Annotated in this window: 14 protein-coding genes; 4 read left to right on the top strand and 10 right to left on the bottom strand. The window is 46.4% G+C overall.

What is annotated here, in order from left to right; translation table 11 throughout:
- The first annotated feature begins 24 nt into the window (after positions 1 to 24).
- Entirely contained in the window at positions 25 to 3,699 is a 3,675-nt protein-coding gene (locus CXK86_RS02455; RefSeq protein ID WP_076249982.1) for a non-ribosomal peptide synthetase family protein, read from the top strand.
- 125 nt (positions 3,700 to 3,824) lie between these two features.
- Here the strand turns inward: CXK86_RS02455 and CXK86_RS02450 are convergent, their stop codons facing one another.
- The 3 genes from CXK86_RS02450 to CXK86_RS02440 all read right to left on the bottom strand — a co-directional run bounded on the left by CXK86_RS02450 (position 3,825) and on the right by CXK86_RS02440 (position 5,769).
- On the bottom strand, positions 3,825 to 4,445 hold the full coding sequence (locus CXK86_RS02450) for a TraX family protein (RefSeq protein ID WP_237176010.1): 621 nt from the start codon (positions 4,443 to 4,445) through the stop codon (positions 3,825 to 3,827).
- 77 nt (positions 4,446 to 4,522) lie between these two features.
- The gene (locus CXK86_RS02445; protein WP_083684241.1) at positions 4,523 to 5,053 is read right to left on the bottom strand and encodes a GNAT family N-acetyltransferase; all 531 of its coding nucleotides are present in this window, start codon (positions 5,051 to 5,053) and stop codon (positions 4,523 to 4,525) included.
- Positions 5,054 to 5,295: 242 nt separating this feature from the next.
- Complete coding sequence (locus CXK86_RS02440) at positions 5,296 to 5,769, bottom strand: RbsD/FucU family protein (RefSeq protein ID WP_036609525.1); 474 nt, start codon at positions 5,767 to 5,769, stop codon at positions 5,296 to 5,298.
- Positions 5,770 to 6,000: 231 nt separating this feature from the next.
- Between CXK86_RS02440 and CXK86_RS02435 the strand changes: the two genes are divergently transcribed.
- Complete coding sequence (locus tag CXK86_RS02435) at positions 6,001 to 6,447, top strand: MarR family winged helix-turn-helix transcriptional regulator (protein WP_235200756.1); 447 nt, start codon at positions 6,001 to 6,003, stop codon at positions 6,445 to 6,447.
- A 30-nt stretch (positions 6,448 to 6,477) separates the two neighbouring features.
- Complete coding sequence (locus CXK86_RS02430; protein WP_076249858.1) at positions 6,478 to 7,821, top strand: MFS transporter; 1,344 nt, start codon at positions 6,478 to 6,480, stop codon at positions 7,819 to 7,821.
- Positions 7,822 to 7,979: 158 nt separating this feature from the next.
- Here CXK86_RS02430 and bcbE read toward each other — a convergent pair whose 3' ends face one another.
- The 4 genes from bcbE to yicI form a co-directional block, all read right to left on the bottom strand.
- A complete protein-coding gene (gene bcbE, locus CXK86_RS02425) occupies positions 7,980 to 9,281 on the bottom strand; it encodes a bacillibactin exporter BcbE (RefSeq protein ID WP_076249859.1) in 1,302 nt (433 codons plus the stop codon).
- A gap of 82 nt (positions 9,282 to 9,363) precedes the next feature.
- Complete coding sequence (locus CXK86_RS02420) at positions 9,364 to 12,315, bottom strand: glycoside hydrolase family 3 C-terminal domain-containing protein (protein WP_076249860.1); 2,952 nt, start codon at positions 12,313 to 12,315, stop codon at positions 9,364 to 9,366.
- A gap of 19 nt (positions 12,316 to 12,334) precedes the next feature.
- Positions 12,335 to 13,345 carry a phosphotransferase family protein gene (locus CXK86_RS02415; RefSeq protein WP_076249861.1) on the bottom strand — a complete coding sequence of 337 codons (1,011 nt, stop codon included), beginning with the start codon at positions 13,343 to 13,345 and terminating at the stop codon, positions 12,335 to 12,337.
- 75 nt (positions 13,346 to 13,420) lie between these two features.
- Positions 13,421 to 15,739 carry an alpha-xylosidase gene (yicI, locus tag CXK86_RS02410; protein ID WP_076249862.1) on the bottom strand — a complete coding sequence of 773 codons (2,319 nt, stop codon included), beginning with the start codon at positions 15,737 to 15,739 and terminating at the stop codon, positions 13,421 to 13,423.
- 172 nt (positions 15,740 to 15,911) lie between these two features.
- On the opposite strand from yicI, the gene CXK86_RS02405 reads away from it, so the two are divergent.
- Positions 15,912 to 16,832, top strand: coding sequence for an AraC family transcriptional regulator (locus CXK86_RS02405; protein WP_076249863.1), 921 nt, complete (start codon positions 15,912 to 15,914; stop codon positions 16,830 to 16,832).
- A gap of 166 nt (positions 16,833 to 16,998) precedes the next feature.
- Here the strand turns inward: CXK86_RS02405 and CXK86_RS02400 are convergent, their stop codons facing one another.
- The 3 genes from CXK86_RS02400 to helD all read right to left on the bottom strand — a co-directional run bounded on the left by CXK86_RS02400 (position 16,999) and on the right by helD (position 22,849).
- The gene (locus tag CXK86_RS02400; RefSeq protein WP_076249864.1) at positions 16,999 to 17,919 is read right to left on the bottom strand and encodes a hypothetical protein; all 921 of its coding nucleotides are present in this window, start codon (positions 17,917 to 17,919) and stop codon (positions 16,999 to 17,001) included.
- Positions 17,920 to 18,304: 385 nt separating this feature from the next.
- A complete protein-coding gene (locus tag CXK86_RS02395; RefSeq protein WP_076249865.1) occupies positions 18,305 to 20,164 on the bottom strand; it encodes an adenine deaminase in 1,860 nt (619 codons plus the stop codon).
- A 309-nt stretch (positions 20,165 to 20,473) separates the two neighbouring features.
- Positions 20,474 to 22,849 (bottom strand): RNA polymerase recycling motor HelD, encoded by a 2,376-nt coding sequence (helD, locus tag CXK86_RS02390; RefSeq protein ID WP_047842422.1) that lies wholly within the window; start codon positions 22,847 to 22,849, stop codon positions 20,474 to 20,476.
- Between the last annotated feature and the right edge of the window lie 90 nt (positions 22,850 to 22,939).

Raw genomic sequence — 22,939 nt, 5'->3', positions numbered from 1 at the left:
AACCAACCATCTTCTTCCCATTCCATGGAATCTAGCTTGCCAGTTCTGCAGATTCCACTGGATTTTGGGCGACGTCAACAATCATTCTCTTATCAGTCTGCTCAAATCACATTACATGCTTCTCTGAGCCGTGAACTTAAACAGAAGTATGGAGAACAGATGGTGTACCCGGTACTACTCTCAGCTTATGCAGCCTTGTTATTCCGATTGTCAGCTGAACAGGAACTTGCCATAGGTATACTTTCCCCCGATCAGGCAGCTTCCTATCTTTCATTACAGATTCAGGGGAAATTGACCTTCAGCCAACTATGTCATCAAGTTTCAGAGCAGCTCAAGATTGAATACACGTTGCAAAACGGTGGATACCCTGAATCGTTTTTTATGCTGAATAGTGTACAGTTGCCTCAAGCTCCTCAAATATTAAACTGGAACGTTCGAGATGATCAGAACATGCTCATCCTCGATCTGTTCTATGATAGTTCACTGTTAAAAGAGTCTACCGTGCTGAGATATGCAGAATATTATCAGACTCTTCTACTCGCCCTCGTGCGTGACGGTGAGAAAGCAATCGGTACGGTAGATATTCTTTCCGCCTCAGATCGATTGCTTTACCGTGAAATGAATGATACTTCTGTTCTCGAACCAGAGAATCAAACGGTTCATGGCTGGTTCGAAGCAACGGCAGCGGCATATCCAGATTCACCGGCGATAACATCGCCATCCAAAAGTTATACGTACAGGGAATTGAATGAACGAGCTAATCAGGTTGCACGTGTTCTGTTATCCAATGGATTGCAGAAAGGTGAATTCGTCAGTATCTTTATGGATCGAAGTCTGGAGACGATCATCTCCCTGCTTGGTATTCTGAAGGCAGGTGGTGCGTATGTTCCTATCGACCCTGAGCATCCACAAGAACGTAACAGTTATATCGTGGAAGATACGGCATCCTCCTTCGTGCTGACAACGGAGGCTTCTTATGCCCAAGCTTCCAGCTTGTTCTCCAGTATAGCTACGGTCCGTCAGATTCTCGCTGTGGATGGTCGTTTAGCCGGATTTGCAGCAAGTAACCCAAATCTGGATATTCAGCCCGATGATCTTGCGTATATTATCTACACGTCAGGGTCGACCGGTAAACCCAAAGGTGCACTGATTGCCCATCGGGGTGTAACCAATCTTGGCAGTGTGGTTCAGCGTGATTGTGACATTCAACCAGGTGATGTATTAACCCAGTTTGCTACATACAGCTTTGATGCATCCGTGTGGGATACCATTGGCGCCTTGTTCTATGGAGCAGAATTATATCTGTTGTCTGCGGAAGAACGTGTATCCGTTGAAGAATTCGCAAGTGCAATTGAACGGACAGGAACAACCATCATTACGATACTGCCTACGATTTTCTTCAATCAGCTTGCTTCCTACTTATCCGATGAAGGTTTCCACAAGCTTGCCAAAGTCAGAATCATTACTGTAGCCGGAGAAGCGTTGTATGGTGAACAGGTTCGTGCCTTCCAGCGCAAATTTGGAAACCAGATTGATATTGTTAATGTGTACGGACCTACCGAATGTACAGTAGCCACAACTACTCACCGCATCAGTGAGCAGGTTCCCGAACATGTGGTGAACATCCCTATCGGTAAACCGATTCATAACTACAAAGTATACATTGTAAATGAAGAACAACAGCTCTGTCCGGCAGGTGTACCTGGTGAGGTATATATTTCTACCCCTGCATTGGCCAAAGGTTATCTGAATCAGCCAGAACGTACAGAGCAAGCATTCATTGAGAACCCGTTTGCGATAAGTGAGAAAATCTACAAGTCTGGCGATATTGCCAAATTGCTGGATACCGGGTTGCTCGAATATGTTGGTCGCAGTGACTCACAGCTAAAAATTCGCGGTCACCGGATTGAGATCGGGGAGATTGAAGATCACTTCGCACGGCTTGATCAGATCCAGAACGTTGCCGTCATTCCGAAGAAAGAATCCGATGGACAAAATATGCTGGTTGGTTACTTTACATCGAAAGATGGCAGTACCCTCTCTGTTTCGGACATCAAGGCAGAACTGACGGAGAAACTTCCATCTTATTTTGTACCAAAGTGGATCTGTCAGCTGGATGAAATGCCGATTGCACCAACTGGAAAAATCAATCGCAAAGCGATGGTATCCCTGCCTCATGTGGAACGACATGAAGATCGCCCTGACCGGGTCATGCCTGAGACGGAGACGGAATCCATTATCCTGGACGCATGGAAAGAAATCCTTCAGCACGATGACTTCGGTGTCGAAGACAGTTTCTTCAATATCGGTGGGGATTCACTCCGGGTCATTCATGTACTGGTCATTCTGAAGCCACATTATCCGCAACTGAACATTGCCGACTTCTTTGCCGAGAAAACAGTCCGCGCTCTCGCTCGTCGTGTGGAAGCATTGTCTCTCAGTGCAGCAGTAGTTACGGATTCAGTGGTAACCGATGGCATGATTACACAATTATCCGAACACCCTGTGGAGCTAACATCCCAGTTGGGTTATCCGCTCATTCGTGAACCTGAGCATGTGTTACTGACCGGAGCGACTGGTTATCTGGGCTCTCATGTGCTGCAACAGTTAATTCTGAATTCCAGTACACGAATCTACACCCTTGTTCGTCGACCTTCCAATGGAATAACTGCAATGGAACGTTTGACTAACGTGCTGGAAGGATATTTCGGCAAACAACTGACTGACCAACTCTCCACTCGTGTGGAGATTATTGAAGGGGATCTCGAACAACCTAATCTCGGTCTGTCCGATGAACAAAGGGCTTATGTTCAGGATCGAATTGACCGTGTCATCCACTGCGCTGCAGACGTACGTCATTTCGGCGATGCCGATCAGTTCGCCAAAACAAACGTGGAAGGAACGGTCGCATTGCTAGACTTGATTCGTAGCAAACCAGGTGCTTCCTTCCACCATGTATCCACGATGGGTATTCCGGAAGATCTGGCACTCAGCGGACAATGGGAATCTTCCCTGCAATATGATCGGTTCCCGGCTGACTTGCATGTGGACAACCTGTATTCGGACAGCAAGCTTGAAGCCGAGAAAGTGCTCATGATTGCGGCAGAGGAAGGTGTACCTGTCAGCATCTATCGTGCAGGTAATCTCACTTGCCACTCCGAAACTGGACGCTTCCAGTCCAATATTGATAGCAACGCCTTTTATCGTATGATCAAAGCGATGTTATTGCTCGGCAAGGCTCCTGCGGCTGACTGGATGGTTGATTTTACACCGATCAACTATGCAAGTGAAGCTATCGTTCATCTGGCCTTACGTCAGGATACCGCTGGTCGTGTATTCCACATCTGTAATCCGGAGCCCATCCGTTATGATGAGCTGATCCGTTCTGTGAATCGGGCTGGTTACGAAGTCGAGACGCTACCATTCACGGATTACACACGTTGGTTGTTCGATGCGAGCATCAGCAAAGAGCCGGAAGCTCTTCAGTTGGCTATTGCACAGCTTGAAGGCGACGGTGCGAAGGATTCAGCATATGTCTATGCTTGCCCTGTCACCACGGCTTATGTGGAACCTGCTGGCATCTCATGTGCAAAAACAGATGATCGCTTCATCTCCGCCATGTTAGACTACGCCGTTCAGATTGGATATTTCCCGTCTGCAATCCGGCGCCATAACGGCACTTCTACAGCAATGGAGTAAGTTCCGTGAAGTTCAACTTTAACTAATAGGAATACGCAGAAGCCACCTCATCGTCATTCACTGACGAGAAGGTGGCTTCTTTACTTCGCATTTTTCAGACGTTTTAGCATTTCTGGATCAATCTTTTAGACCCATCGGATAATTGCAATGATGGCAAGATGCGCTGGATAGAAATAACGCCAGACCCAACGTGGCCCCTTCATACGGAATCCCGCCTGGTAATACTGAGCAATAGCAATGCCGGCGGTTGCCAGCACACTATACATTTGCACAGAGCTGTTATGCAGCAGAAGATATAGTGCATTTAACAAGACATGTGCTACGACAAGTACAGGACCCTGGAAATAACGGAATAACAGAACCAATAACAACCCGTACATCCCGTAATCCATTTGGCTAATTTCCATGAACCACCCTGCTCCAATTACAATCGGAATCCCTAGTAGTTTGGATGGCAATTTATCGATAACGAATAATACCAACAGGGCTGACCACAATGTCCACACCACGTTCAGAGAATAATGATTAAAAGCAGCCATGAACGGCACCTGTGATATGATCGCAATCCAGAACAGCCGCCATATGTATTTTTGTACGTCTCGTGTATGTTTATAACCGATATACACTGCAAAAGCATAGATTGGAAAAGCGATACGACCTATGATCCTCAACTCTATAATATGTGGAAAAAAGACAGCCCCTATATGATCAATTAACATCGTGATCATGGCAATCCACTGCATCATGTTGCGACTCCCCTCCCTTGTTGCCGACGACACGAGTGTGCCATTCATTCATATAGTCCATCTTTTGGTGCAAACTCTTATACATTAAGTTCATAATACATGAATTTGGTATCCTGTGCATATCCTTCGGATTCATATAAAGCTTGCGCTAGCTTGTTACTTAACTCAGTTGAGAGTGATATACGAAGAACTCCTCGCTCAGATGCCAATTGCTTGGCTGCTTGCAAGAGATTCCTGGCAATGCCTTGCTGACGATAATCCGGATGCACATATAGATCATTAAGCACCCAGACAGGCCCCATCGATACCGAACTGAAACTGGGATATAGCTGAACGAATCCAGTACAAATTAAGCCTTTCGAGAGTGATCTACCGTTACTTTCATCTGTCCCATGATCACTTTCCGCATCTGTTTCTGCTACCAAAATCACCGATTCATGGCCTTCCATTCGTTCTCTAATATACTGACGTGCTGCCTCAATATCAGCATTTTGGTTGTAGAACATCCTGTACTCATTGAACAAACGTCCCACTTCGTTACAATCAGGGAGATCCGCTTGTCTGATTCGGTGTTGCATTTCACTCAACTCCTCTGGGATGGAGACCATCGTCTCCTCCTTTGTATTTCTTTCAATTGTAAAACAGTCCTTTCCTTTTCCCCATTCATCATCTGCATCAAAGTTTGTAGTATCTTGAGCTGCGAGCTGACATTCGTTCGTTCGTGCGCGCTTCCAGATTGCATCCTGCTTATCTAGTCCATGCCAATTCTGTACGTTTTGTTATATTTACTTCGTATTGGCAAAAATAAAAAAGGCGACCAAAGCATCCACTGCTCCGTCGCCGTAATTATTCAGTTCGATTCAGCATTCTGCTGTTCCTGACCAGGATCAGCATCGGGGAAAATGACACCTTTCTTCAAAATCAGATTGGCATATTGCGCTCGCTCACCAGTTGCAACAATCACATAGGCATTCGAAGCGCGTTTATAAAAATCAAATCGTTCTTCATGATCAAAAGCATCCGTGATGCCTTCATATTCTTCAATCAACCGGCGGTAGTCTTCCCATATGATCGGGATCACCTGATCCCCTTTCACAACCTGCATGACAGCAGCGGGACGCTCAGCATAGGTATCCAGTGGATATAATTGCAGGATGGCATCCAGCAGTTCAACAACTCCCAGTGCATCACAACGTACTAGTCGCTTGGCATGACTGGCTGCGGGGAAATTGCCATCCGCCAGAACCAACTCGTCTCCATGACCCATTTCGGACATGATTTTGAGTAACTCTGGAGGTATTATTGCGGGTATATTCTTTAGCATACACAGATCTCCTTGTTCATCTCCAACATCAGTTAGAGCAGATTGGTTTTCTCCATTTTTCAAGCACGCTAGACATCGATTCTATAAGAGCGGTTTCATCACTATTCTAACAGTATTTCTGGATGATTGCACAGCGCACACGTACGTTCGATATGAGAATATTTCATTTTGACAAAAATACTTGTTTGACATATAGTTGTTGTAACAACTAATTAATTAGGACATTTTATTATGGAAGCGAGGTCTAGCAATCACATGGACTATACACTGGAACAATCTGTTGGATTCATGCTGGGTTTCACACACCGTAAAGCAGTAGCTTTACTTGCGACGCGATTCAAACCTTATGATATTACGACAGAGCAATTTTCTGTTCTCTTTAATGTTGACCGCGGTGAAGGTGTGAATCAGAAGGAACTCGCTGCACGTGTCTTCAAAGACCAACCCACCACTGCGCGGATTATTGATCTGCTTGAGAAAAAAGGCTGGGTAGAACGCCGGACCAGCGAACAGGATCGCAGAGCCTATCTGTTATATCTCACCACGGAAGGCAAAGCGTTAATTGATATCCTCGTTCCGATTGAAAGAGAAATGAATAAAGAACTTGCTGAAGGTATATCCGAAGACCAGATGGAAGCATTTAAACATACTCTTTCCCTCATTAACCGCAACTTGTAATGAATCACAACTCAGGGGGAATACATCATCATGAAAGAACAATCTACACAACAAGTTAGACTATGGACCACCGATTTTATACTGCTGATGCTGTGCAACTTCTTGTTGTTCTTGCAACTGCACATGATTGTCTCTCCGCTTCCGTCCTACGTTCAGGAGCGATTTCACGCCAATGCATTTGAAGTAAGTTTATTCACCTGTCTGTTTGCACTAAGTGCCATAGCAGCCCGTCTCTATTCCGCGAAAGCACTGGAGAAGGGTCTTCGTAACGCCATGATTTATATAGGCCTGTCCGTAGCCCTGCTGGCAACGCTCGGCTATTATTTTGCTGCAGGCATAGCTGTGCTCTTGTTGCTCAGAATGTTGTTTGGTATCGGGTTTGGTATGAGCAGTACCGCTTTTCCAACGATGGCCTCGGACATTGTGCCCGTCAAACGAATGGGTGAAGGTATGGGTTACTTTGGTCTATCGACTAGCCTGGCTATGTCTATGGGGCCAATCATTGGGGTCACTCTGCTCCAGGGTGCAGGTTTTGTAACCCTGATGTTATGTACTGCGGGTGTACTCGCTGTGATCTATCCACTGAGTTATTCGCTGACACGCAAAAAAGCAGTCAGAACCGATAGCAGTACAACCATCATGCCACAAGCCACAACAAGTGCCTCAGGGTCCAACCCAAAACAGAAGATACCTTTCAACCGCAAGCTGATTCTGCCCAGTGTGCTGAATTGCCTGTTATCCATCACCTATGGTGGGCTTGTCGGATTCATCGTTTTGTATGGTAAGGAAGCCAATCTGGCCAATCCTGCGCTGTTCTTTTTGTTCAATGCACTCGCCGTGTTATTGGTTAGACCATTTGCAGGACGGATCTATGACAATAAAGGTCCAAAAGCACTGCTCATTCCAGGGGCAATATTCGTTGCTGTTGGCCTCATTCTGCTCTCGTATGCAACCTCCATGTCCCTCCTGTTCATTGCTGCCTTTATCTACGGAATCGGTTATGGTTCCATGCAGTCGTCTCTCCAGACCTGGATGATTCAAGTTGTATCTCCTACTCAACGGGGTATGGCTAATGGTATGTTTTTAAACTCGCTGGATCTGGGTATTGCGACCGGTGCCCTTCTTCTTGGTGCCATTGCGGCCATAACCAGTTATACCGATATGTATCGATATTCCGTGATGTTTATGATTCTGTTCTTGCTTATATATCTGATTCAGGGAAAACGAAGCGGCAGCTTCTCCATTGAACCTCATGCTCTGCTCGCTCATACTCATATTACCGCAACGGAACCACCTCAAGATCAATCCAAGAATTCAGAATCTGGAGCCGGCAACACCGAAACTAGCCAGTCAAATAAAAGCAAACACGAATGATTGGTTAAAGTCATTCTGCTCATAGAAACGAGAAACGCGTTTACACCGAGAAAGCAAATTCATCCGCTTTCTTAGGCGTAAACGCGTTTTTTTTGAACAGATCTGGATGTTAAACTTAAGACAGCATGGAAATGAACGCAGCATACAGCACCGTCTATCTAAAATGGACTTTTCTTGCGACCTATGGAAACATACCCTCTACTCGTCTCGATCACATCTATAGATGTTTCATCCTGTTTCTGCTTGCTTCCTGAAGTAGGTTGATCTCCCTTATCCGGCTTAACTGCAAATAAGGTGAGCAATCCGCCCACTGCGCCAGACGCAGCGAGCACACCAAAAAGCAGGAAATGATGAGAACCGATCAACAAAGAAACGACAGGTGGACCGAGAGATACCCCAATGAATCGCATGCTGCTGAACAGAGCCGTGATTGTGCCCCGCTGTTTTTTGTCCACGCCTTCTGTAATCAAGGCATCCAGACATGGTAACGTTGCACCTATTCCGGCACTCCCCAATGTGAAAAGACCTACTACAACATAGATATTATCGAATAAACCTATAACGCCAAGGGATACCGTCAGAAGCGCAAGTCCTGCAAAGCCAAGCCATTTCATTCGCGTTTTGTTCTTCCCAATCCACTTCCCTGCCAAGAAAGAAGACAAACATAACGCTGCCAGCGGAATCGCAAGGACAAGTCCTTTAAGTACACCTTTCAGGGCAAATTCGCTCTCCAGCGTTTCGGATAGATAATATAACACACCAAAGATGACAAACATGCAAATACCGCCGATTGCAAACAACGCATACAACCAGCGTCCCTTTTCTTTTAATACGTCACGAATGGATGCTACAAATTCAGGAAAGGTGGGAGGCTTTTCTTTTTTCCGGGGAGTCTTCACCAGGAAAATAACAAGAACCAGCGAAAGCACACAAAGGATAGGAATAGCCATGAATGGCGCATACCACAACCAGACTGCCAGCGCTGCACCCAGAATCGGACTTATGACTTTACCAAACGTATTCGAGGTCTCAATGATACCCAGACTTTTGCTTACTTCGTTCTCATCATTAAACATGTCCCCAACCAACGGGATAACAATAGGAAATGCGCCGGCAGCACCTATTCCCTGCAATAACCTGCCACCCAGAATGGTCCAGTAGGCTATGTTTCCGTTCAGCATCCATGCTGCCACACCAGCGACAGCACCTCCGACAGCTGCAATAACGAGGCTGGGAATGATAACTGCTTTTCTGCCAAAACGATCCGACAAGTACCCTGCAAGAGGAATAAGCAGGATGGCAACTACAGCGTAGACTGTAATGAGCATACTGACCTTAAATGCAGATACCTTCAACTCACGTTCAATCTGTGGCAGGATCGGTATTAGCATGGAATTACCCAAGGTCATAATTAAAGGGATGGAAGCAAGTGCGACGAGGTCCCACTTTTTATCGTTCATACCACAACCACCTTTACAGATTCTACACACAACAGCATTATTGTGCTTGTTTCGGAGGTTGATTATTCAGGACATGCTACAACTACAACAATCTAAAGTGCCGTAACGCTGCTCCACCTTTGAAGACAATATATAGCTCATTCACCTTATGCGGCTCCTCGAGCGAACACTGAACTGTTGTCCACTTGATATCTTTCCCATTCACACTGCCTCCAGGTCCAGAAACTTCATACACACCGAGCAGTTCACCCTCCAGTCCTCCGGAACGAATCTCCAGTCTGCCCTCTTCCCCAAAAGCTGCCACTCTGGCTTCAAATCCTTGTACTTCCTGAACAGCATTATGGTTAAAAGAGATCCAAGACGACTGACCCTCTCGATATAAAGGTTCCTCCGGAGTGATTGCCCGAACTGCCGAACGTCCTTCCAGACATTCATCCAGTAGAACACCTGCACAAGCATCGTAATTCTCGGCAAAGGTAAGCAAGTGCAGCGGACGATCGGGAATCATCTCACCTTCAATTTCAATATCAGCCGACTGACGTATATCTGTGGAAGAACGCCCTGCCAGGATGGCCCAGGTCGCGGTCTCCACGCAGTATCGATCTCGGGTAACATCCCATAGCGCCAGCTTCTGAACAGGGACTTCGAAACTTATCGTGACACACGTCCCTGCTTTGACATGAACACGACGGAAAGCAAGCAGTTGCTTCTGAGCACGTTTCACTCGGGAGGTATGTGAAGATCCATAGATCTGAACAACTTCATCACTGTCACGCTCCCCTGTATTGTGTACCTCCACTTCAATCTTTAATTGATCTGTGGTGGTGGATTCATCCGGAGCACTGCGACTTACACGAATCGCTTCATATCCGAATTCCGAATAGGTCAGACCATGACCAAATGCATATTGAACTGGTCCTTCATGATACATATAGGTCATGCCATTCTGAATGATGTCATAATCCATCATGTCAGGAAGCTGTGATTCGTCTTCATACCATGTCATATTTAATCTGCCTGCCGGGGCATAATGACCTAACAGCACATCTGCAAGCGCGTTCCCCAATTCCTGACCTGCATGTGTCATATAAACGATTGCGCGGGCAATACCTTTCAACTCCTGCAAGGCAAATGGATAACTGCCCATAATGACAACCACTGTATTGGGATTGGCTTCACACACGGCTTTGACAAGCTCGACCTGACTCGGCGGAAGCAGCAGACTTGGGCGGTCAATTTCTTCTTTGCCGTTTATATATGGGCTGTTGCCAACAACAACGACAGATGCCTGACTGCCACGTGCAGCTTCTACGGCTTGTTGTATTCCGCGTTTCACAATATCAATATTGAATGCAGAAAGTCTCTGTGTATTACCTGGTGATTGAATTGCGTGTCCAGAGTCACCAACATCATTCGGATTTGTACCTGTAGCTGTAGTTTGTTCTCCTTGTGGCCGGAGTGGTGATACAGCAGATTGTCCCTGATATTCGCTCAGTCCAACAGGGATACCGTTCCACGTCCGCAAGGTGTTACTTCCATCCGTTAGAGGATCTATACGAACAACTTCCTTCACAAACCAGCCACCAATCTCCGGTGCGTTTGCCTGATATATGCCTTGCTCGGTTAAACTAACGTATCGATTATTGTTTACACTTCTCAGCGTATGACTTCCCCAACCCCAATCCTGATGTTCAAATTCGGCGGCAGTAGGTGCACTGACTTCCGGTATAGCGACGAGTGTACCTTCCACACCCAAGGTTATAACCTGACCGTTTGTTGACTTCAGCTGAATACGGTCATTCCCATCCACATAGGTCACGTCTGCTTCAGGTAGGAGATTGCGCAATCCATCTAGGACGGATACTCGATAAGGCAGTGTGCCACTGTACCAATCCGTATAGACAACATCGGCAAGTGGTCCAATCACACTGATTTTCTGCAACACTTCTGGCTGCAACGGAAGCAATCCATCATTTTGGAGCAAAACAATCGATTCGGCGGCGGCACGATAACTAACTTTGGCATGTTCCGGTGCACATAATACCGACTCGGGAATAGACGCATATGGATTGAGCCCGGACTGATCGAGTTGTCCAAGTCGCATCCGCACACCAAAGATGTTGCGGATTGCTCGGTCCAAATCACCGATCTCCAACAGATTCCGGTCAAGAGCCTCCTCCAGAGCAGATAAAACAAGATCAACTTCATCTGTAAGACAATCCACTCCTGCTTTCAACGCACCTGCTGCTGATTCGGCATGACTGGTGTGATAACCATGATAGTTCACCGTCTGTGACAGGTCTCCACCATCACATACAATGAAACCTGGCATCGCCCACTCACCCTTAACCACATCATTCACATATGGACTTTCAATGGCAGGTGTACCATTGATAGAATTGTAAGCTGTCATCATGGACAAGGCTCCACCTTCCACAAATGGTGTCTCAAATGCTTTCAAATAATATTCCCGCAGATTGCGCGGATCAATGCTGGATGAACAATTCAGCCGATCTTTCTCATTATTATTGGCAAAAAAGTGTTTCAATGTCGCGACCATTTTCAGATAAAAAGGATCATTTCCCTGCATACCTTTGACGAGAGCCGCCGACATTTCTCCCGTGAGGACCGGGTCCTCGCCATATCCCTCTTCCGTTCTGCCCCAGCGTGGGTCACGTTCCAGATCAACCGTTGGTGCCCACAATGTTAACCCGTGAACCTCAGGATTACGGTGATGGTATGCCCTCGCTTCATCGCCAATGACTGAACCAATCTCCCGCATGAGCCTTGTATTCCAGGTACTTGATAGACCGAGCGGTTGCGGAAATACCGTTGCCTCCCCTTTCCAAGCAACCCCGTGGGCAGCTTCGCCCCCAACGTTGTAGGCTGGAATGCCCAGTCTTGGTACAGCTGCTTCGCGTGTAGGAATTAGTCGGATTTTCTCCTCCGTTGTCAATCGTGCAATCAGGTCATCCAACCTTTCCTCAAGTGAAAGTGACGCGTCCCACATCGGGTATTGATGATACTCCTTCATCCTTCATTCCCCCTGCGAATTAGTTAAGTCCAAGTTGCTTCCATTGCTGCAGTAAATCCAGCGTGCGCTGGCGATACTTCTGACCATCTTCAGGTTGATTAACCTGATGTTCATGAACGTAGGCATTAAAATACGAAGACAGTATTCGATAGGCAAGCCTGCGTGCCTGTCCTTCAGCGGATGAGTCCAGTGGACGATCATATCCTTCATGAAAAGCCGCTGATTCTGTTGACAATATGGCTTCAAACTCCCTGTCTGCAAACATGGAACGATCTCCGTCAATGATGGCCGCAATGTTCAGCTCACCATTTTCCTGATGAACAAGTACATTCGCTTCCCAGAGGTCATTATGAACGAGTACCGGGCGGGTCACTTGATCAAATAAGTCTTTATTTTTGATGAAAATAGCAGCGATATCTTCTCCCACACCTGACATATAATCGACTTGTGCCGCTTTAAGTGCCGTTTCTTCTGCAAAAGAGTGCAGCACCTCGGACCATTGATCCGAGCCTTTAATTGAACCGTCCCCTTGCGGCCAACCAAACGAAGCACCCTCGACCTGATGCATGATGGCGGTATAGGCGCCTAGCTGATGGTACAATCGCTCTTTGTCTATATCTGAAATCGATGCGTGATCCAGCTGCTTACTCGGGATAAACTCCATAAACATGTACGTTCTTGGAATGATCGATCCGCTGTCATCACAAGCGATAATGTTGGGAGCAGGAATGCCTGCCTTACGGTAATATTCATACACAATCGGTTCAGCCGCCATCATCGTACGTTCAAAAGAAAATAGGGGATCACTCGCAGAACCAGCCGCCATCTCTCCCCGCTCTGGAGCCAAACGTAAAATCACATCCGTATAGGATGTATGTTCAAGGTGAATCCGATAGGTTGTATTAAAAAGTCCACCTTGCAGGAGACCAAACTCCTTCACTTTGGTATCGCTTCCAAAATGAATTTCTACCAGTTGATGCAGCATCTCTGCTGATATCGTGCAGTGCAAACCCGAATTCATTGTACTCATTTCATTCAATCTCCTATCATCGTAGACAAACAGACGGCACCTTTCGGCACCGTCCTTTTCTTTTACTATAACATTTTACAGTTGGATTGTAAGCGTGCTTGCGCCTGTTGCTGCCGTAACAACAACACCATTTGCACCAGTCACTTGGGAACCACCTTCAACGCTGGATACACTTTCAATACCGCGAAGTACGATGTTCCAAGGTTTGCCCGCACCTTCAGCACGAACATCCAGCACTGATCCATTACGTGTAACGTTAACTGTCAGCTCCTGTTCAGCTGCTTGGTTCACAACAACAGCTTGAGCCGTTTGACCATCAGCCAGTTCGAACAAGTGCAAGGACACATCATTTGCAAAGTCATAATCCGGTTTGCTATCCACCGCACCCACAGCGATCAGGCTGTTTGGCTTAACCATCATTGGCAGTGTTTTGAAGTCATGGTTTTCACTGATCCAGCGTCCACCTTGTACTTTCGCTCCTGTCAGATAGTTCGTCCAAGTTCCTTCAGGCAGGTAGTAACGAACATCACCCTCTTTGTTGAAGATCGGAGCCACCAGGATTGAATCGCCAAACATGTATTGCGTATCCAGGCTGTATGTTGTTGGGTCCTCTGGGAAGTCCAGCAGCATAGCGCGCATCATCGGAATACCTTTTACCGTCGACTCCACCGCAGAATTGTACAGGTACGGCATCAGGCTGATTTTGAGTTTGGTAAAGTCACGAACAACGTCCACGGATTCCTCGTCAAACAGCCAAGGCACACGATACGAAGTGCTTCCGTGCAGGCGACTGTGTGAAGATAACAGTCCGAATTGTACCCAACGTTTGTAGACATCAGGGCTCGCTGTGCTTTCAAAACCACTGATATCATGGCTCCAGAATCCGAAACCGGAAAGCCCCAGTGAGAGGCCACCACGAAGTGATTCAGCCATGGATTCATACGTGGAAGAGCAGTCACCGCCCCAGTGAACCGGGAACTGTTGACCACCTGCTGTTGCAGAGCGTGCAAACAGGGCAGCTTCGTTTTTGCCAATCTTCTCTTCAAGCAATTCAAATACAGCTTTGTTATAGAGCTGTGTATAATAGTTGTGCATTTTAACGGGATCAGAACCATCGAAGTACACAACATCTGTCGGAATTCTTTCGCCGAAGTCGGTCTTGAAGGAATCTACACCTTGATCCAGCAGGACTTCCAGCTTGCTCTTATACCAATTCACAGCATCCGGATTCGTGAAATCAACCAGAGCCATACCTGCTTGCCACATATCCCATTGCCATACGCTTCCATCGGCTGTTTTAACCAGATAACCATTCTCCATACCTTCATCGAACAAGTAGGATTTTTCTGCAATATATGGATTGATCCAAGCACAGATTTTAAGTCCCTTTTCTTTCAGACGTGCAAGCATGCCTTCCGGATCCGGGAACATCGCTTCATCCCATACAAAATCAGACCATTGGTATTCCTTCATCCAGAAGCAGTCAAAATGGAATACAGACAGCGGAAGATCACGTTCAGCCATGCCATCTACGAAATGATTAACCGTTGCTTCATCATAATCCGTTGTGAATGATGTTGTCAGCCACAGACCAAAAGTCCATGCCGGTGGAAGCGCCGGTTTACCTGTTAATTTCGTATAATTATCAAGTACATCCTTTGGATTGTCACCGCCGATAATGAAGTACTCCAACGTCTCGCCTTCTACGCTGAACTGAACTTTAGATACATTCTCGGATGCAATCTCATACGATACGCGTTCAGGATGGTTTACAAATACGCCATATCCTTTATTGGACAAATAAAACGGAATGTTTTTATAGGACTGCTCACTGCTTGTACCGCCGTCCTCATTCCAGGTATCGACGATTTGACCATTCTTAACAAACGGTGTGAAGCGCTCACCGAGTCCGTAAACGTATTCACCAATACCTAGATCAAGCTGCTCCCGGAAGTACGCTTCCTTGCTTGGACCTGTAATATAACCGGCAGCTCTTTGACCGCTACCTGTAATCCGTTTTCCTCCATATAGGAAGCTAACGTCCCAACCGTTTGTTTTGTCGATTTGAACTTCCAGGTTGCCACTTTTCAAAACTGCGCCTTGTTCATTTTTTGAGATGTCAACGTTCGCATCTTGCGTGTTAAGCTCAAATACAGGCCCTTTTTTCACTCCGCCTTTATGATGATTCAAGGTTACACGAATAACGTTTGGCATAGGTGAGCTGTACGTTGCTTTCAGCAATGTACCGTTCAACGTGTCGCCTTTGCTGCGAATATATTTAGTTGCCGCATATACGGTCAAAGAATTATCTTTTTGCACAATATCACGAATGTCAGTCGGGTTTTGAATCTGGTACCCTTCACGAGTCATCCAGAATCCATCAGTAAATTTCATATTTTCTTTCCCCCTTTGGTTATATTATAATAATATTGATATTAATAACGAATTTCTTCTCTTATTTTGACCAAATATATCACGATTTTGATAATAAACATCCGATTCTTGAACATCATCACCAATCTATGGAAACGATTACATTAATAATGATACAAAAGGAGAATCTGATATGGAACGTGAACGATTACGGGAAGACCGGATTCACGGCAATGCCATGTATCCAGTCAGTGTGTACCCGGATATTCAACAACTGAACGGGGATAGCATTCTCGATTGCCACTGGCATGATGAGATGGAGTTCACCATGGTGACCCAGGGCTGCGCCGTCTTTCAGATCGATATGAACACTGTTGAGGTTCAAGCTGGAGAAGCGATCTTCATCAATCGAGGTGAGATTCATGCGGGGTATCTGAAGGGCGATGTGCCCTGCGTATTCTCTTCCATTGTATTTAATCCCGAACTGCTTGGCAGCCGTACCTTCGATACGGTCCAAGAGAAATTCATCGGTCCACTGGTACGCAAAACGGTGATTCCCCCCAGTCATATCAAGGCAGATGAGAACTGGGGACAAGAAATTCTGGATCTCCTGAAACGCATATTTGCAGACCATGCTACCCGAACCGAAACGTGTGAAATGTCAACAAAAGCGTACCTGTACCTCATATTTGCCCGAATGTTCGAACATATGAGACCTGCTCCGCTCAAAGGCACTGTGGCTACAGGGAGTCATGACAAGGTAGAGCGCCTGAAATCCGTGCTCAGTTATATTCACAAACGGTATCCTGAACCATTAAAACTGAAAGAACTTGCTGATGAGGCCAATATGAGTGAAGGGCACTTCTGTCGTTTCTTCAAACAGATGGTGCAGAAAACCCCAGTTGATTACATTAACTATTACCGTGTTCAGCAGGCCTGCGTTCAGCTTGAGAATACGGATCACAAAATTGTTGATATCGCCATGGATGTGGGTTTTGAGCATCTAAGCTACTTTATCACTACATTCAAAAAGCATAAAGCCACCACACCTTCACAGTATCGCAAAATGTTCTATGAGAACGTAGGAATGGAGTCTGCCCTAGTTCAGGTGTAAAAGAAGAAGGTGCTCACAGCTATTCAGCTGCAAGCACCTTCTTTATCTTCTTCATCAACTTTCCTGCTAACGAGTGAGGTAACGATCTGATCTGAGCCACATTGGCTCAGTTAGAAATCATCTCATTGGCTGCTATCAGCCTTACGCTTTGAAACTTAACAGTGTCTTACTTTTTTAGCGTCTTCCATGAAATGTACTCATGTACGGAGAAACCGTTAAAGGACGCATGTACTGAAGCCATTTTTTCGACCAACTTTAATTGTGCTTCCATATAAGCAGATCCCTCTTCATAAAAAGTAATGAAGTCGCCTTCCTTGCTTTGCTTTGTTTCCACGGCGATTGAGATCGTCTTGCCGAGCAGAGCTGCTTCTGCAAGTTCATCCTTCGCTACACTATAGATTGCAGCAGCTGTATCGCGGTAAGCCATAATGGTGATGGAATCAAACTTGCGAATCATCCAGCTGCTTACGGCCATCGTGGAACCCGGAATTTTGTAGTTATCGAGCCAGAAAGGCAGATCAGCCGCTACCGGCATCTTCAGCCGTGATGCTCGCTCAACAATATACTCCACATTGCCTTGCCACTGGGTAATTACACTGGCCTGATTGATTTTCCACTGAGGGTGCACATGTGGCTCAATATCCAGATGAATACCAGCAAATTTCTCATTGGACAACGCCTGCGCCTGATATGCCTCGATCCAGTCCAGGAAAGATGCAATCTGCTCCCGACTTTCCGTCAATCCCCACGCTGATCTTCCATCCATGACGTCAACCGCAATGTTCTTGGCTCTCGCCTGGCGGATAAAACTTTTATACTCAGGAATCTTTATATCCCGGTTCATCTGCAGATAGATCGTATTGATTTTGTTCGCTGTAGCGTAATTTAACACTTCTTGAGGAGTACTTCGGATCTGGGTGGTATCCCATACCCAAGTCGCTCTTACTGGCACATCAAGTTTTCCATGAATCGTTGCATAACTGTCGACTGAACCATCCGCTATGGCTTTGGAAGAACAGGCTGTACTCGCACACAGGATCAAACAACTCAGTAATACGATAAAACGGTAACCCCTTTTGCTTTTCATATTTGTACACTCCCTCTGAAGTTATCAGCTCTGACGTGCAAATCTGGATGAAATTGTGTCGTTTCATATTCATTTAATGGATACTTATTAGGTACGACGAATTTGGTTTGCTTTTATATGCAATATCATCTTTAAGACTTACGACGAAAGAATCATATAACTATATTTCGGGAATTCGTAGTTCTATATGTATAGTTCAAAAGTCACAATTATTTATTATTTTCAAATTCAATCCTTATTCCAGCATGACTTCAGTCATTATTGCCATATGTACACCAAGCTACAGAAGACCTAGAAAGCGCTTTCTCTCAAAATACACCAAAAAACCGCCCTAAGGCGGCTTTATATGGAACCCTATTTAATGATGTCTTGTCGACATTTCCGTTCATTCATTACCCGATGGAGCTACAGGTGTGTTGTCAACCACTTCATCGAAAAGAGACACCAGTTCAATACCTTCTGCCGAGATCCGCACAAGCCCCTTGTCAGACAAACGTAATTCTGGAATCACAACCAGCGCCAATAACGAAAGCGTCATGAACGCATTATTCAACGTACATCCTGCGGACTGTAAAGCTTCACTGATTGCTGCCGATTGGGCTGCAACGACTTCGAATGGCTCGGTTGACATCAAACCTGCAATCCTTAGCGGGAATTCGGTTACACCTGCCGCCGTTACCACGGCGACCCCGCCCTGCATACGAATGACGCGATTACCGGCTTCAGCCATTAGCGCATCATCATTACCGATAATCAACAGGTTGTGACTATCATGAGCAACTGTCATCGCAATCGCTGCAGGTGATTTGAAGCCGATGCCTCCAACAAGCGCTACCGCTCGATTCCCGGTTTGTTTGTGACGCTCCAATACAGAAATTTTGCATACTTCCCCTGAAGTTGAAACCACAACCTTGCCGTTCTCTACGGTAACAGGCAAGTGTTTCTCCTTTGTATCCACATGGTTCTCTGTCACATGAATGATTTTGGCACCAATCGTCCCCTCTACAATCGGTGCAGCCAACTCCAGATCTTCCGGCTGAATATTAGCTTCTAACTTCACCGTGTTCAGCGCTTCCTCAGGGTACGTGAAGCTGTCCCAGACCGCCGTCATTTTCCCGTTCTCAGCTACAACTTGCCCGGCAGCAATCGTCATGCCCACACGTACATCCGCCAACCGGCCGTCCAGCAGAATAATATCGGCTATATTGCCTGGAATAATCGCTCCAATGTCGCGCGCAACACCGAAACGCTCAGCCGTATTAATGGTTGCCATCTGGAAAGCCGTGACCGGCTTCACCCCTTGGGAGATTGCGAGACGAACAACAAAATCCATATGTCCTTCTTTGAGCAGCGATTCAGAGCTTCGATCATCAGTCACCAGCATCATCCGGCGTGTATCCAGACCAAGCTCAGTGCAGGCTTTGATCGTCTCAGCCACATCATGCCATGCTGAACCTTGGCGCATCTTCGCGTACATCCCGAGTCGCAGACGTTCAACCACATCTTCCTTGGTCACACATTCATGATCCCCTGTAACACCACTCGCTGCGTAGGCTGGCAGACGCCAGTCATCTGCAGCCCAGGTGAAATGACCGTCTGCCATTTTACCTGCCCGGAGCGTTGCCTGTATCTCACCAATCATCGTCTCATCCCCATAGACCACTCCAGGGAAGTTCATCACTTCACCAAGACCAATCATGTCCGGACCCCAGGAAAGAGCCTCAGCTACCTCTTCAGGCCCGATATAAGCACCTGTTGTCTCCAATCCTGGATGCGTGGAAGGCACACAGGAAGCCACCTGCATATAAGCTGCCATCGGTGTGGTCCGTGCTTCATCTAGCATTAGTCTCAGACCTTTCAGACCAAGCACGTTGGAGATCTCATGTGGGTCAAAGAAACCTCCGGTCGTGCCTGAAGGCAATACCGCTCTCGCAAACTCGGTTACTTTCATCTGTGTACTTTCGATATGGCAGTGTCCATCCAACAGACCAGGAGCGATATACTTACCGTTTGCTTCAATGATCCGGGTATGTTCTCCGATGGTGTGGCTTACATCTTTACCGACATAAGCGATTCGAGCTCCCTGTACAGCTATGGACATCTCAGGCAAAATCTCACCCGATATCACGTTTACCAGCGTACCTCCCCGAATGACCAAAGTCGCTGGCAAATCTCCCCGTGCTGTAGCGACCAGATCAGGTACACAATCGGCCATAAGTGGCCGTTCAAAAGATGATTTGTTCATTTTGTTGCCTCCTTTAATAAACGATCCAAAAAAATATATTGTTACGATTATATGAGTCCGGACCTCATGTGTAAAGAAAAATCACATCCATTGTCCTTGAATACAAATTATCAAGTCATTTTTATCCACGGGACCCAATCCTTACGAATTCACGTTAGGTATTTTTATCAATACGATCACTTATATGGCTGTAACCTCATCACGTATAATTCCCTCGCTAAGCTAGCTTCTTCCCGATATATGTATCATATACAGAAAAACTCCCGTTCCATTGAACGGAAGCCTTCCTCATGCATATGAAGTGTTATGTCAGTCCACTTGCGCAGTAGACACCTTGCCAAGATCATACTGTTCTTCCGACTGGGCGGTAATGAACGGACTTGGTGTGCCCACGCAGTAAACGTGCAGCAGATGCATCGCTCGTGTGCAAGCCGTATAGAACAACTTGCGTTCATGCTCCTGAGCATACTGCTCCGCAGAGCCGTCATAGATCAGGACTGCATCGAATTCCACACCTTTGGCCAGATACGCTGGGATGACATGAACACCCTGCTCAAAAGCCAGCGTCGTTTTTTTGATTAACTTCGGTGCTGTGGGCAGCGCCTTACTTAATGTAGCATGTACGTCTCTGCTCTCTTCGGCGGTTTTGCAGATAACTGCAACCGATTCGTACCCTTCCTTAATCAAGTGCTTGAGGTCTGTCGTGATGACATTCATATGACGCTCTGAATCAGAAGAAACGATCACTTTAGGTTTCTCACCGCTGCGGTTAAATGGAATAATCTCTTCCCCACCAGGCACCATGCCACGTGTAAACTCCACGATCTCCCGGGTAGATCGATAACTTCTGGTCAGCTCAATGACTTCCGTGTTGTCTGGTCCGTACAGGTTAGTCAAAGGTCCTGTTCCACTAAGTACTGAAGAGTGGGCATAGATTGCCTGATTAAAGTCACCAAGTGCTGTTATTTTCGCCCGTGGGAACAATCTCTTCATAAATGCCAACTGAAACGCGGAATAATCCTGGGCTTCATCAATAATGACATGACGAATATTCGAGTTAATATGGAATCCAAGCATAAGCTCACGCAAGTACAAGTATGGCGTAATATCTTCATATGCCAACTCCTGAAGCTTCAATCTGCGTAAAGTCATCTTACAGATTTCATCCCATTGAGCAGGTAGCACTTCGTCACCCAGCAATCGCTCCATCTGAGCCTGATCGTTGAATAGATGTGCATATAATTGTCTTATATCAACGAATCGTAAGGACTTAATCCATTTTCGCAACGGTTTGAGTCGGTCACTGACCACCATACGTGCCAGAATCCCTCTTTCCTGCTCGAAGTCATTAAACGTATGGGTCTTTCCTTTTTGCTTGCGCTTCAACCGTTGATACGCACGTTGCAGATCCTCCGGCTCCATCAGATCAAGCTGCTGATCAACCCAAGGCGCATCCAGTTCACCTTTACCAAAGGCAGACAGTTCTTTCAGCATCCAGTCCCGTAACATCTCCAGTCGACTCACCAGCTTAACGGATGACTCGAAGCTGTAGAATTTCTCAGCCATAGCCTCTGACGTGACAATCGCTCGGCCCTGGAAGCGAACCGGCTTGAATTTCATGCCACCTGACAACATACTTTCCTTATAACGTGTAATTACCTTGAGGAACGTTTCGGACGACTTGAAGCGAATGCTGGACATGCGAACATCGTAATCGGGATCTTCCGTCCCCGTAAGTACATATTCAAGCTGAATAAACGGATCTTCCAGTTGATATTCACGACCCAAACGGCGCTCCAGATACTCCTGGAAGGTCGTTTGCAACATGTTTTCCTCCCCAAGCTCAGGCAGTACCGTGGAGACATAACTGTTGAACATTGGATTTGGTGAAAAAAGAACCATCTGATCCGCTTGCAGATGCTCGCGGTATTTATAAAGAAGATATGCCACACGCTGGAGCGCCGCGGATGTTTTGCCACTGCCGGCTGCGCCTTGCACAATGAGCATACGTGTCCGGTCATTACGGATAATCCGGTTTTGCTCCTTCTGAATGGTCGCTACAATACTCTTCATCTGTGCATCCGAAGTTCGACTGAGCACGGCCTGCAACAACTCATCACCAATCGTGACCCCTGTGTCAAACATAAACCGGATACGACCATCCCGAATGACAAACTGTCGCTTCATCTCTATATCACCGCTGATCTCCCCACTGGGTGTATGATACGTGATTGGACCCGGTGCTCCGTCATAATACAGGTTGGAGATTGGCGCACGCCAGTCATAGACCAGAAAAGATTCCTCTTTTTCATCCAGTAACGATGCAATGCCCAGATAAATGCGTTCTGCATTTGGATATCCATCTTCCTTAAAATCAATGCGCCCAAAATACGGTGAATGATGCAGTCGTTTCATTTTATCCAACGCAGCTGCTGTATTGAGATGGCTACGCTCCCGATCGGACAATACCTGTGACTGCTGCCGCATGCTGGTTGAAGTCTCCCCGACATCATCCGCTTCGCTAAAGTTCATCGTGACTTCGTCCCAGAAGTCTTTTCTCATGCCAACCACTTCGTCACGAAAGGAACCAACTTCATCTTCCAGCGTTGTGATCTTGCGTTCAATCTGATCGGTCACGGTGTTGACCCGTTGTTGTTCCTCATTCCATTGCTGATCTGTACTCATATGTTAATAGCCCCTCTTTCCCCGGATTGTGTCCTCAAAATCCCATTTGACAAGCCCGAAAAGGCAATGGTATAATTATTAGAAAGTAAA

It is taken from the genome of Paenibacillus sp. BGI2013, from assembly GCF_002843485.1.
Classification (GTDB): Bacteria; Bacillota; Bacilli; order Paenibacillales; family Paenibacillaceae; genus Paenibacillus; species Paenibacillus amylolyticus.
This window is presented reverse-complemented; position numbering and strand designations above follow the sequence as displayed.

What these genes read in the sequence shown, in the direction of transcription:
- CXK86_RS02435 (WP_235200756.1), top strand. Translation starts at nt 6,001, where the DNA reads ATGGAAGCGAGGTCTAGCAATCACATGGACTATACACTGGAACAATCT.
- helD (WP_047842422.1), bottom strand. Translation starts at nt 22,849, where the DNA reads ATGAGTACAGATCAGCAATGGAATGAGGAACAACAACGGGTCAACACC.
- CXK86_RS02445 (WP_083684241.1), bottom strand. Translation starts at nt 5,053, where the DNA reads ATGGTCTCCATCCCAGAGGAGTTGAGTGAAATGCAACACCGAATCAGA.
- CXK86_RS02430 (WP_076249858.1), top strand. Translation starts at nt 6,478, where the DNA reads ATGAAAGAACAATCTACACAACAAGTTAGACTATGGACCACCGATTTT.
- CXK86_RS02400 (WP_076249864.1), bottom strand. Translation starts at nt 17,919, where the DNA reads ATGAAAAGCAAAAGGGGTTACCGTTTTATCGTATTACTGAGTTGTTTG.
- yicI (WP_076249862.1), bottom strand. Translation starts at nt 15,739, where the DNA reads ATGAAATTTACTGATGGATTCTGGATGACTCGTGAAGGGTACCAGATT.
- CXK86_RS02440 (WP_036609525.1), bottom strand. Translation starts at nt 5,769, where the DNA reads ATGCTAAAGAATATACCCGCAATAATACCTCCAGAGTTACTCAAAATC.
- CXK86_RS02415 (WP_076249861.1), bottom strand. Translation starts at nt 13,345, where the DNA reads ATGAGTACAATGAATTCGGGTTTGCACTGCACGATATCAGCAGAGATG.
- CXK86_RS02450 (WP_237176010.1), bottom strand. Translation starts at nt 4,445, where the DNA reads ATGATGCAGTGGATTGCCATGATCACGATGTTAATTGATCATATAGGG.
- bcbE (WP_076249859.1), bottom strand. Translation starts at nt 9,281, where the DNA reads ATGAACGATAAAAAGTGGGACCTCGTCGCACTTGCTTCCATCCCTTTA.
- CXK86_RS02405 (WP_076249863.1), top strand. Translation starts at nt 15,912, where the DNA reads ATGGAACGTGAACGATTACGGGAAGACCGGATTCACGGCAATGCCATG.
- CXK86_RS02420 (WP_076249860.1), bottom strand. Translation starts at nt 12,315, where the DNA reads ATGAAGGAGTATCATCAATACCCGATGTGGGACGCGTCACTTTCACTT.
- CXK86_RS02395 (WP_076249865.1), bottom strand. Translation starts at nt 20,164, where the DNA reads ATGAACAAATCATCTTTTGAACGGCCACTTATGGCCGATTGTGTACCT.
- CXK86_RS02455 (WP_076249982.1), top strand. Translation starts at nt 25, where the DNA reads ATGGAATCTAGCTTGCCAGTTCTGCAGATTCCACTGGATTTTGGGCGA.